This window comes from Gracilibacillus orientalis (genome assembly GCF_900114645.1).
In the GTDB taxonomy this organism is placed as follows: Bacteria; Bacillota; Bacilli; order Bacillales; family Amphibacillaceae; genus Gracilibacillus; species Gracilibacillus orientalis.
This window is the reverse complement of the sequence record NZ_FOTR01000003.1, coordinates 486,030-498,329: the sequence shown is the minus strand read 5'-3', so window position 1 is coordinate 498,329 and position 12,300 is coordinate 486,030. Positions and strand designations below refer to the sequence as shown.

At 37.6% G+C, this 12,300-nt stretch carries 12 protein-coding genes, 1 rRNA gene and 1 other RNA gene; 2 read left to right on the top strand and 12 right to left on the bottom strand.

Features of this window, described 5'->3' with window-relative positions:
• The 11 genes from BM121_RS08300 to tadA form a co-directional block, all read right to left on the bottom strand.
• A 16S ribosomal RNA gene (locus BM121_RS08300) occupies positions 1-195 on the bottom strand; the annotation flags it as partial.
• A gap of 320 nt (positions 196-515) precedes the next feature.
• Complete coding sequence (locus tag BM121_RS08295; RefSeq protein ID WP_091483153.1) at positions 516-2,489, bottom strand: hypothetical protein; 1,974 nt, start codon at positions 2,487-2,489, stop codon at positions 516-518.
• An 18-nt stretch (positions 2,490-2,507) separates the two neighbouring features.
• A complete protein-coding gene (locus tag BM121_RS08290; protein WP_091483152.1) occupies positions 2,508-3,851 on the bottom strand; it encodes an ATP-grasp domain-containing protein in 1,344 nt (447 codons plus the stop codon).
• A gap of 46 nt (positions 3,852-3,897) precedes the next feature.
• Positions 3,898-4,746 (bottom strand): putative beta-lysine N-acetyltransferase, encoded by an 849-nt coding sequence (gene ablB, locus BM121_RS08285; protein WP_091483151.1) that lies wholly within the window; start codon positions 4,744-4,746, stop codon positions 3,898-3,900.
• 474 nt (positions 4,747-5,220) lie between these two features.
• Positions 5,221-5,481 (bottom strand): pro-sigmaK processing inhibitor BofA family protein, encoded by a 261-nt coding sequence (locus BM121_RS08280; RefSeq protein ID WP_091483150.1) that lies wholly within the window; start codon positions 5,479-5,481, stop codon positions 5,221-5,223.
• A 72-nt stretch (positions 5,482-5,553) separates the two neighbouring features.
• Positions 5,554-5,769, bottom strand: coding sequence for a YaaL family protein (locus BM121_RS08275; RefSeq protein ID WP_091483149.1), 216 nt, complete (start codon positions 5,767-5,769; stop codon positions 5,554-5,556).
• Between the two features lie 15 nt (positions 5,770-5,784).
• A complete protein-coding gene (recR, locus tag BM121_RS08270; protein ID WP_091483148.1) occupies positions 5,785-6,381 on the bottom strand; it encodes a recombination mediator RecR in 597 nt (198 codons plus the stop codon).
• A gap of 10 nt (positions 6,382-6,391) precedes the next feature.
• A complete protein-coding gene (locus tag BM121_RS08265) occupies positions 6,392-6,715 on the bottom strand; it encodes a YbaB/EbfC family nucleoid-associated protein (RefSeq protein ID WP_091483147.1) in 324 nt (107 codons plus the stop codon).
• A 27-nt stretch (positions 6,716-6,742) separates the two neighbouring features.
• Positions 6,743-8,449, bottom strand: a complete 1,707-nt coding sequence (gene dnaX, locus BM121_RS08260) for a DNA polymerase III subunit gamma/tau (RefSeq protein WP_091483146.1) — start codon at positions 8,447-8,449, stop codon at positions 6,743-6,745.
• Positions 8,450-8,728: 279 nt separating this feature from the next.
• Positions 8,729-8,995, bottom strand: an RNA gene (gene ffs, locus BM121_RS08255) — signal recognition particle sRNA large type.
• Between the two features lie 80 nt (positions 8,996-9,075).
• The gene (gene tadA / locus BM121_RS08250) at positions 9,076-9,570 is read right to left on the bottom strand and encodes a tRNA adenosine(34) deaminase TadA (protein WP_091483145.1); all 495 of its coding nucleotides are present in this window, start codon (positions 9,568-9,570) and stop codon (positions 9,076-9,078) included.
• 126 nt (positions 9,571-9,696) lie between these two features.
• On the opposite strand from tadA, the gene BM121_RS08245 reads away from it, so the two are divergent.
• Positions 9,697-10,218: a cysteine hydrolase family protein gene (locus BM121_RS08245; protein ID WP_091483144.1), complete on the top strand. Its 522-nt coding sequence runs from the start codon at positions 9,697-9,699 to the stop codon at positions 10,216-10,218.
• A gap of 86 nt (positions 10,219-10,304) precedes the next feature.
• On the top strand, positions 10,305-11,594 hold the full coding sequence (locus BM121_RS08240; protein WP_091483143.1) for a glycoside hydrolase family 18 protein: 1,290 nt from the start codon (positions 10,305-10,307) through the stop codon (positions 11,592-11,594).
• Between the two features lie 99 nt (positions 11,595-11,693).
• Here the strand turns inward: BM121_RS08240 and BM121_RS08235 are convergent, their stop codons facing one another.
• Positions 11,694-12,137: an RrF2 family transcriptional regulator gene (locus BM121_RS08235; protein ID WP_091483142.1), complete on the bottom strand. Its 444-nt coding sequence runs from the start codon at positions 12,135-12,137 to the stop codon at positions 11,694-11,696.
• Positions 12,138-12,300 lie beyond the last annotated feature (163 nt).

Here is a 12,300-nt window from a genome sequence, read left to right as displayed (position 1 = left end):
GTTATCCGGTATTAGCCCCGGTTTCCCGGAGTTATCCCAGTCTTATAGGTAGGTTGCCCACGTGTTACTCACCCGTCCGCCGCTCGTTCCACTCGCTTCACTCCGAAGAGATCAGACAAGCTTCCCGCGCTCGACTTGCATGTATTAGGCACGCCGCCAGCGTTCGTCCTGAGCCAAGATCAAACTCTCAATAAAGTTGTCTTGCGCTCGCTTCTAAAAGCTAGCTTGTTTCATGTTTAAAATCATACTGGTTGTTTTGTTCAGTTTTCAAAGATCAATGTGTTGGCTGTTTTTTTCTTTTTCGACAGCTTATATATCATACCATCTCATTCATTTCATGTCAACAACTTTTTTTACTTTAAATTCTTGCTTGTTGTCGAAAGATGATATTTTTTGTCATGTCGTTTTCAGCGACAATTAATACTATAACACGATAAATATTCACTTTGCAAGAGTTTTTTTAAAAAAGTATATTCCAAGGAGAAAAGTGAATAAATCTCCTTGGAATAATGGAATTAAAGTTGCACCCACGTGTATTTCTGTCCCCAGCTTTCTCTTGCTAACTTCTCCACTTTTTCTACATATTTATTGTCTACAGCATATGCATCGCCTTGTTCATATGGATTATAATGAAAAGCATACAGCCTAGCTATAAACTCATGAAAGGGCAATGAAGACTCTCCAGGAAACTCTCCATGTCCTTTTACCGTTGGAGTAATCCCTTGTCCCCAGACTTGTGCACTATCATTATTTGGATTATAAAAATAGATGCGATATTTACCATCAGAGTTACGAGCAACACGTTGTATCGAAACAGCATGTAATCCTAATAGGTTTCCAAATGAATTCGTAATAAAGATCCCTACTGGATTTGGATAAATTAATTCATAACCATTATTGTAATCTGGATGATGTGTCGCATAAAATAGACGGACGAATCCGGGATAATCTGCAACTGAACCAGTTAATGGGTCAATAGTTGAGCTGAAACCTCTCGAGATCCAATCCCCATAAAAGGCTGGATTAACCCATTTATGAACGTCATCCCCTCTAAATTCAGATCTTCTAACAAGTTCACCATATATCCGATCAAGATGAGGCACTAAAATAAGTGAAACAGGATCTAGCTCTTCATGTAAATCTTGCACTAATCCTTGATGAAGATTTTTAGAATGGATAGTCTGCCCTTCAAATTGCACGTCGATATCGCCATCTCTTGCTGCTCGAGGAATTAATTCCAACAGATAACCAGGGGCATGCAAGGACCACAAGCTAATACCACGAGCTGTTTGACAAGTAGGATTCATTCCTTGACCAATTCCAAGTGGTTGCCCAAGTACACTAATCACGCCTGCAATCATAATATCATTAGCTGTTATTCCTTCATTATCGTTAATCGAATTTAATAATACTTTTCTAACTTCTGGTTTCAAATCAAGTTCTATCAACCTTTTCAAACCTGGTATAACTGGTGTCGAGGACAATACCCCTCTCTCCAGCATACAAGCAAGTCCATATAAAGATTGTCGCATTGGCAGATGAATAGCTACGGTAATTAAATCACTAACAATGTCGATATGTTCTTCTAAGTTCGCGTTACCTTTTTTATTCAATTGCATAGCGACAGGTAATAGCTTCTGATTATGTCGGTTTAAATAACGGGTAAGGACAGCATGATGCTTGGAGACGAGTCCAGTTTCCCGCATGCATTTGGCAAATGTTTTTGCTTCTTCTTCCAATTCCTGATCTGACATTTCCTTTAGTTGTTTTCGATATTCACATGGTTCCTGATATTTTTTGCTTTTCTTAGTTGGGCCTGACAAAGCATTTACATAACGCTTAATCGCCCGTTTCTCTTGCTCTTCAATAGTTTGTTTCAACAACTTCTTGGCATCCTTAATCATACTCACAATACGGTTAACCATAATCGGATGTTGAGCGACAAGGTCGTCAATTTCTTCTAATATCTTGCCTGAAATGGATGCTAGCGATAATTTATCCGCTAAGAACTGAAAAAGTTTTTCTGCTCTATTTTTTTCTTTTTGCTTTCCTTCGATTCTTGCTGCTTCTGTTTCTTCCGGAAATAGTATGTCTACATTCAAAGCCATCACTTCATCCAAAAAGTGTTTGGCAGCATCCTGTGTTACCACTTCATGCTTGTACTTCCCTTTTGCAATAGCCGCCATACGAAGTTCACTTAAGATTTCCACGATCGATGTCATACCACTATCCATTAAAGAACCGGTAACCAGTCGTGGTTCCAAGTGCGAAGGTTCTGCCCATGGCCCTCCTTCGAAAATCCCAGCCTTATCAAACCTGTCCGCATGTTGATAAAGCATTGCCATGCCATCCTGCTCATCCATCAATCGTGCGGCAGCCTGTAAAACATCTGCCTGATACATTTTTTTCGCATAGGGAACTGCATCTTCCATAACTTGCAATGCTTGCTTAAAAGATTCTGTTTGATTTGTTTCCACTTCTGTAGTCATTTAAGACTCACTCCTCCTTTACATAAAAAAATCATGTTCGACATAATCGGCTAATGGTTGCTTTACTTGTTGGTAATCTTCATGGTGGAAAAATACAGTCCCCAAATGATTACCATATCCCTCTTGATCTTGTACTTTTACTTGCATGGGCTTAAATAACGTATGTTTATCAAATCCCGGATGCTCTTCCAACTCATCAGGAATATTGATACCTTGCACCGTGTTTTTCTTCGGATAAACCAAGAAACTGCCGGCATGTCCATTCATTTGATCTTCCTTAGGGAAAAAACCTTTCACTTCTTCCGCTGGTGTATTCGGATCACTACAAAGAATATGTCCTTCATATGGATTAAAACCATATGTTTTCTGCATAAGATCAAAAATATGACCCCCTGGAATCCGATATGCTACTTCACCAAAATATAATTCTTCATCATCTGTAATAAAAAATTCAGGATGAATAATGCCGTATGATATATCAAATGAATCGACTAACTTTTGTACTTCTGCATGAATAGCTGGGCGATATTTTTCTATTTCTGGTGAAGGAGGTACCATCATTGAGTAGCCAAATACTATATATTCAGTAATGTTTAAAAACAATACATTTCCTTCATGAATAAAGGCTTCACAGGATACTTCAATTCCTTTTAAATGACTTTCCACTAAGCAAGGGAAATTATCATCGGCAAGTTTCGTATCAATGTCTCCCTCTGACCGAATCATTCGGTGACCAGCAGCTCCCGCTTTATTCAAAGCCTTCACATGAATCGGATCATAATCTTCTTCATGGTGACGTAATAAAGATGCATTAACTCTTCGGAAAAACTGATGAACTTGATCTTTATTGGTTGCTTCTTCAAATACTCCAACCTTAAGTCCACCCATATGAGCTCTACGCTTCATCATCGCTTTATCACGAAATAGAATGGAATGATGAAAAATTTTAGGTTCTTGTCTAAAATAGGCATTTAAAGCACCAGCCCACTCCACTGTTTCTTCAAATAATGGAATGGCATGATCAACATCAAGTTGCTGTAATGCTTTAAAAAGGGGATCAGCTTTCTGATATACTTGCTCATAATCGATATCCTTATCAAATTGCCAAGCATAAAAAGGAATTTCATGTTTATCTGCATAATCTTGAAATTCTGGCAAACTCACGACAATATATGGCCTCTGGATACGATCCATCGCCTCCATTGTTGGAATACTCCAACCGATAAGTGCTATTTTCTTTCCTTTTGCTGGTTTATCATGTTTTATTTTTATTGGTCCTGTTTGTTTTTGTTGAATCATTTTGCGATCCTTTTGATCATTTACTTTGAATGAAGTATCTTGAAATGGTAATTCAAATGTCATGTTTAACCCTTTCCTTTCTGTTCTATTCTATGATGAGTGTTTGATATTAAAGTGTTTTGTACCAAATGTTCATATTCTCCATGCTTCCGGCAATGTTACTATTTCGAATCATTTTCCCTCCATATTGAAATCCATGTTTCACATTTACCAGATTCATTCCAACTGAAACGGAACGTGAATACGAAAATAATACATTGATTCCCATCTGCTTTATTCTTGGTATCAAACGAGACACTTGATAAGATAACAATTGTTTACCACGATGATTCGGATAAGTGGCGCAATCAGATAACTCAGCCGCTTGATATTCAGACAATACATCTGCTGAGCAGGCACTAACGACAGAACCCTCTTTCTCGATAATGGAGAAATAGACCTGATTTTGCATCATCTCTTTAATAAATTCAGGATCGTTCATAGGAGTTGGGTAAGATTTGAATACCGTTTTATACAATAGAGCCATTTGAGGAGCATCTTTTTTCTCTGCCCATCTCATTGAATACCCTTCTGCCAAATCAAAAGTTAAACCTTCTTTCATTCGTTCTTTTATGTTTTGCATGACTTGTTTCTCTGCTTCTGAATCCTCTGATTGTTTACGATCAGAGTTTAGAAAAATAGCGTAAATGAGGGCTGTTTCACCGTAAAAAAAACCTTGAATCATACCTTCATAATCAGCATCATAAGACTTCATTACCTCTTGTTGGTTAGGTGATATATAAAAAATTAATTTATCACAATTAGTTTCCCTAGCGAGTTTTTCCAAACGATTCATAAAAGTATCCATATTGTTTTCTGTGGGTAGTTGATATACCTTTATTCGTTTGCTTGTAGGTTCTACTGTTATATGTTGACCAAAAAAGGTAAGATCATAAGCTGATTTTTGTAGCACTTTCATAAATAATTTGTACCTCCTTTGTGTTATTATGGCTACTCTAAAACCTAAGACTTAGTGTATTAATTTTAACCATAGATATACGTATCAAAATTTTTTATTTTTTATGTATAAAACCCGTCACTTCCTATTTTGTTTGATCAGATTCAAGTACTAGTGAAAATCTTTTGGGGTGATGGATTAAATTTTAATCAAGAGAAGAATGGAGGAAGTAAATCTTACAGGAGAATTACTACGCTGTTTATATTTCGATAAGAAAAGCGCAAAGCGCCCGTTTAAAAACGTAGTGACTGGAGCGAAACAACTGAGATAAAGGAATCACGGTGAGTTTACGAACCGATGATGACTTATCGCAGGGTGATTCGTGAAGTCGCCTAGTTTTTGGCGCTTGGAGCTAGACATCTCCGTTTATACTTTCTTACAAGACCAAAAAATGACCCTTCCTAAATAGAAGAGTCATTTTATAAAAAGATATAATTAAATTACAAAAACACTGATAGCAGTCAAACAAGCGATGCCTGGGATACCTAACATCCCAACCATTATCGCTGTAAATACATTGATGGGTATGTGCAACCCAAAAGAAGCTCCAAACAAGTTAAAGAAAAACAGAAATAAAATACCCACTGTAACCTTCATCACAACTTGTCCACTACCTTTGACCAAATTCAAAGGTATCCCTTTCGTTAGCAAAAGGACGATTAATACTGCTATTCCTGCTATAATCCACCAATTCATATACTTGTCCCCTTTAACATAAAATAATATTACTCTATTTATATGAAAAGGAAACAAGAAATAGAAGAAAAACTATTTAATAGCAGATAATCTTCGCACTTTAGCTTCTCTCAGCAAATAAAAATACTTTGCCTTTTTAATCGCCAGATCAAATTGCCCAGATTCACTCGGCTCAATGCTTCGATTCAAAATATCATCTAAATAATTCCATTCTTTCTTCAATTGAAATATTTTATCTAAACATTCTTGATCCAGTTCTGCTTTTTTTACCTTTTTGGAACGAAACATACTCTTCACCTACTATTACACTTCTCTTCTGCCTTCTAATGCTTTGGAGAGCGTTACCTCATCGGCATACTCTAAATCTCCTCCCATTGGCAGACCGTGAGCAATTCGTGTAGTTTTTATCCCTGAAGGCCTTACCAATCTAGAGATGTACATTGCAGTTGCTTCGCCTTCAATATTGGGGTTTGTTGCTAAAATTAATTCTTTTATTCCTTCATCTTTTAAACGGTTTATTAATGATGGTACATTAATATCTTCCGGGCCAATCCCATCCATCGGAGATATTGCGCCATGTAAGACATGATACTTGCCGTTGAATTCTTTCATTTTTTCCATTGCAATAACATCTTTTGGATCTTGCACAACACATATTAACGACTGATCACGCATGTCATCCTGGCAAATGGCACATGGGTCCTGATCAGTAATATGTCCACATATACTGCAATGTGTCAATTCGCGTTTTGCGTTGGCAAGTGCCTTCGCAAAGTCCAGCACATCATCTTCTTTCATATTTAAAACAAAAAAAGCCAGGCGAACGGCAGTTTTTGGACCGATCCCTGGCAATTTAGTAAAGCTGTCAATCAGCTTTGATATCGGTTCGGGATAATACATGTGAACCCTCCTAGAACATTCCTCCAGGTAAATTTAATCCTTTTGTAAATTTGCCCATCGTATCATTTGTTTTTTCCTCTACTTCTTTAAGTACTTCATTTGTAGCTGCTAAAACAAGGTCTTGTAGCATTTCGATATCATCTGGATCTACTACTTCTTCATTGATTTGAATATCTGTAATTTCTTTTTTTCCACTCGCTACTACTTTTACCATTCCACCACCAGCGGTAGCTTCAAACGTCATATCCTGTAATTCTTCTTGAGCTTTCTCCATATCCTTTTGCATTTTTTGCATTTGCTTCATCATTTTGTTCATATTTCCTCCACCACGCATGGAAAACCCTCCTACATAAAATTTATTTTAATCATGTATTTCTAATAAGTCATCACCGACTAGCTTTCTGGCAGCATCTACAACAGGATCCTCTTCTTCCTGAGATGAGGAAGTATCCGGTTCATCCACACCCTCATCTTGTTGTTTCTGTTTACGAACATATTCTTCACGTAAACTAGTCCATTCAGCTTCTGGGATCGGAATAAAAGTTATATTCTGCCCGATAGTCTCGGCTAACATTAATTCTATCGTTTGTTTATGTTCTAATGCAAGTGAACAGTGTATTTCATATCGAAAAGCAATAATAATAATATCTTCAGACGCTGCACTAGGCTTACTATTCTGAATGGTCGCATGTGCTGGGGCACTTTGTTTCTTTAAAGCATCCATAAAAGTTGGCCACTGTGCTCTAACTTTTTGAATCGCCGCCTTAGAAGCATCATTAAGAACATGTCTGATCCGATCATAAGGTACTTTAAAGCTGTTACGATTCGTTGGGGCACTTCGCTTTGGTGCAGGCTGCTGTTTTTCAGTTTGTGCACCTTGACTCGGCTGATTCTGAATATTCGTTAGTTGCTGTTCCAATTTTTGAATTTTATCATTTAACTGTTCAACAGCAGGCATGGAAGCAACATCTGCTTTGGCACCTGTACCTTGATTACAAATTTTTAATACTGCAACCTCAATAAAAACCTTTGGACTATTGGTCCATTTGATTTCCTGCTGGCATTGATTTAATTCTTTGATTGCCATTTGAATCCATTCTGCATCCAGCTTCTCTGCTAATTCTTTAAATGCATCGTCCACTATTGCCCGTTCCAGCACATTTTCAAGAGATGGAGCCGTCTGATATAGCAATATATCACGTAAATAATATATAAGATCAAATACAAAACGTCCAGGATCTTTTCCTTCTTGGATCATCCCATCAATCTCCAGTAACGTTTCCTTCACTTCATTTGTATTCATCGTACTGACTACTTTTGCCAGTTTAGCTTGGGAAACGGAGCCAGTTACAGCAAGCACGTCTTCAATCTCTACTTGATCTTCACTATAAGAAATAGCCTGATCTAATAAACTTAATGCATCACGCATACCACCTTCTGCGGATAATGCAACTGCCTCTAACGCTTTATCCGTCACGGCAATTTCCTCTACTTCGATAATCTTCTTCATACGATCAACCATAGCCGATTGGGAGATTCGTTTAAAATCGAATCGTTGACACCTGGAGATAATCGTTAGCGGAATTTTGTGTGGTTCTGTTGTTGCTAATACAAAGATAACATGTTTAGGCGGCTCTTCTAATGTTTTTAACAATGCATTAAACGCACCAATTGATAACATATGAACTTCATCAATAATATACACTTTATACTTCGCCGCACTTGGTGCATATTTTACTTTGTCACGAATATCCCGGATTTGTTCAACACCATTATTAGATGCCGCATCAATTTCTACCACATCTGGAATCGAACCATCTTGAATTCCAATACATGCACCACAATGGCCACATGGCTCTAGAGACGGACCGTTTTGACAGTTTACTGCTTTGGCAAAAATTTTAGCCGCACTTGTTTTTCCTGTGCCTCGGGGACCTGAAAAAAGGTAGGCATGGGTAAACTTATCTTGCATGATCGCATTTTGCAAGGTGCGTGTAATATGTACTTGTCCTACTACATCTTCGAAATTCTTTGGACGCCAGACGCGATATAATGCTTGATATGCCATAACTGATCCCCTTTACTAATCATCGTTATCTTCCTCATTTTATTGTAGCAAATCCCAGCACGAATGACGAGTAATAATTTGAGCAGGACATTGCCCTTTCTCTGTTACCTCAACTTATCGACACTTTGCTTAGATTTTGCTACTAGGATTGGTTCTTATAGACACTTTATTTGGATATTGCCATTTCTGTTCATATATAAAAACGGTTATTAGGGGCACTTCCTAATATAACAAAAACCTCTTGTATTCATACAAGAGGTTGAAACATTTTATTTAACGCCGTGCACCAAGCTTCGATGACATTACCTAAAGCGTTACTCAAGTTGATAGCTCGACCCAGGCTTCCCTGCGGCACACAGGAGAATTCGCTTAATGCTGCTTCCTTCCGGACCTGACATGGTTCACGAGTTCCTGTTGCGCAGGACCCGAGTGTCAACACTACTCCCTTAAGGCAGACCCTAAAGTAATGGCACCTCAGCAAGGTAATTCAGCCTCGCTATAGCGGATTGCGAGTACAGGGCACCGCTACCTCCCCACCTAGCACGGCAAATTTACTAACATATTCAATTGCACTCAATTAAAAGCGCAAATATTAGTATAACCCTTTTTAATAAAAAATGCAATTGTTAATCTATGGAATCCTCATTCAACTGTTTTTTAAGTTGTTTTTTCTTCTCACGCAACATCCTAAAAAAATCTGACAGCAATTGACTGGATGCCTCTTCCATGACACCAGAAACCACTTCTACCTGATGATTAAAGCGATCATCTTCTAATAAATTGAGCAGCGATCCGGCACAACCAGCTTTGCTATCTTGTGCCCCATATACAACACGAGGTATCCTTGATTGTAGGATCGCACCTGCACACATTGGACACGGTTCTAGTGTCACATATAATGTACAATCTTCTAATCGCCAACTTCCCATTACTTGATTTGCTTTATCTATTGCTAGCATTTCCGCGTGTGAGTTGGTTGTCTGCAATTTTTCACGTAAATTAAAGGCGGTTGCAATCACTTGCTCTTGATTGACGATTATAGCACCAATCGGTACTTCTCCCAGTACTTCTGCTTTTTTTGCTTCTTCCAACGCCATTAACATATATTCCTGATCCGTCATTATCATCCCACACTTTTTGTATTTATTACTATATTGCAGAAAAATCAGCTAAAATTCAAGTAACAGATGCATGATCTTAAGATATATAGGGTACCTTGTCAACAGAAGCAAAAATGAGGTGAAAAAATGAGAAAAACAGCTCTATTAATCATTGATTTAATTAACGACTTTACATTTCATGAAGGAGATTTACTTTTAGACCATACACGAAAGGTTTTACCGAACATTAAGAAGTTAAAACAATATGCAAGAGAACAAAATTACCCCATTATCTACGTGAATGACCATTATGATACATGGGAAACAGACTTTAAACAAATAGCCCAAGCATGTATATCTCCTAAAAATGAAGACATTATTGAACAGGGTATGCCTGATAAAGAAGATTTCTTTATTATGAAGCCTCAAATGTCAGGTTTTTTCCGTACCCCTTTGCGCTCTATATTAGAACAATTAGACATTCAACATTTAATGATCGCAGGTATTGCAGGAAATATTTGTGTGCTTTTTACTGCCAATGATGCCCATATGCGTGGTTACACACTACATATACCAGAAAATTGTGTTGCATCCAATACGGAAAGACATAACCAGGAGGCAATTAAACTAATGGCAGAAGTATTTAACGCCGAAACTAAACCTATCTAAATAATCAATAGCTCCCTGTTCTATTTCTCCTTTCTTATCATAAAGTAAAAAAGAGAACATCTTTTTATTAGAAAGGAGAACTTTTCGTGCAGATTTATGTGGTAAAACAAGGGGATAGTTTATACCAGATCTCCAATCAATTTGGAACATCTTATCAATCAATTGCAAATGCAAATGAAATAGATTCCGAACAGACATTAGTTGTAGGCCAAGCACTTGTTATTCCGATTTATGGAAGGTTTTATGTCGTTAGACCAGGAGATAGCTTATATACCATTGGGCAGAGATTCGGCATATCTGCTGCTGAACTTGCCAGCATTAATCAAATCAATATGTATCAGCCACTCTCTATCGGGATGACATTATATATACCAGAACCCGCTAAACCTACGATAGAAGTCAATGCATATGTTGAACCTTCTGGAGGGACGGTATCGGAAACACTGGAAAATGCAGCAAGGAAACATGCAAATAACTTAACCTATTTAGCTCCTTTCTCCTACCAAGTAGATCGGCAAGGCAACTTAATTGCTCCTCCATTGAATCAATTTGCCTCCATTGCTAATGAACACAATGCTACTCTCATGCTTGGCGTTACAAATCTCGAAGAAGGTGCTTTCAGTGCAGAATTAGGCCGAATCATTCTAACCAATGAAACGGTCCAAGATAATATGCTAAATCAAATTATTCAAACAGCTCAGGAAATTGGATATGGAGATATTCATTTTGATTTTGAATTCCTCCCACCTGAGAATCGCGAGGACTACCGTAGCTTTTTGGAAAAGGCAACCAATCGATTACATCAAGCAGGGCTATTAGTATCTACTGCACTTGCACCTAAAACAAGTGCTGAACAACAAGGAGCATGGTATGAGGCTCATGATTATGGAGCACATGGAAAAATTGTTGATTTTGTTGTATTAATGACCTATGAATGGGGATACAGTGGTGGTCCTCCAATGGCTGTTTCACCAATTGGTCCTGTCCGTGACGTGATTAATTATGCCTTAACGGAAATGCCGCCTGAGAAAATTTTGTTAGGCCAAAATTTATATGGTTATGACTGGACACTTCCTTACGAGCCTGGTGGTGATATTGCTCAAGCTCTCAGTCCTCAGCAAGCAATCCAATTAGCAAGGGAAAACAATCAGGCGATTTTGTTTGATGAAGAAGCTCAAGCACCTTATTTCAACTATTTTGATCAAAACGGAGATGAACATGAAGTCTGGTTCGAAGATGCCCGCTCAATTCAAGCTAAATTTGATCTAATTAAAGAGAAAAATTTACGAGGAATAAGCTATTGGAAACTAGGTCTAGCCTTTCCACAGAATTGGTTGTTACTTGAAGATCAATTTACAATACAAAAAAGAGGATAAGTAACTAACAATCCAGCACTTAAAACTGTTCCACGCAGTCTTAAGTGCTGGATTGTTCAATATGTCTCGCAAATAGTACGAAACAGAGGAGTAATCCATTTATGATTGCTCCTCTGTTATATCCATCAATGCTCGCAAATCATCTTTATTCTCAATCAAATCTGCTAAAGTATATTGATTTAATACTTCAAAAAATGCACGCATCGCTTCCCCAACTACTGATCGTAATTTACAAGCAGGTGTAATCACACATTGATTGTGATCCCCATCAAAACATTCCACTAAATAGAAGTCGTTTTCCATTAAACGAATAACTTCCCCTATATTTATCTCAATCGGATCGTTCATTAACAAAATACCGCCATTTCGTCCCCGCGTTGTATTTATATATCCTTGCACACTTAATTGGTGAACTACTTTACGTATGTGCTCGGTCGATATATAAAAAGTATCTGATATTTCTTTTATGCTTACTTTCCGTTCACTTGTTCCGGTATAAATTAAAACCCGCAAAGCAAAGTCTGTATATTTTTTTAAACGCATTGTATACTCCCTTTCTCTATCTTCATTTTACCCGAAAAGGATAAGTACCGCATCCCGTATTAACAAAATTGTCATATATATCACCAATAGACTATTGAAATACTTTCCAGACTACTTATATAATTAAACATGTATTTAAAATACATGTTTAGGGAGTGTTAGT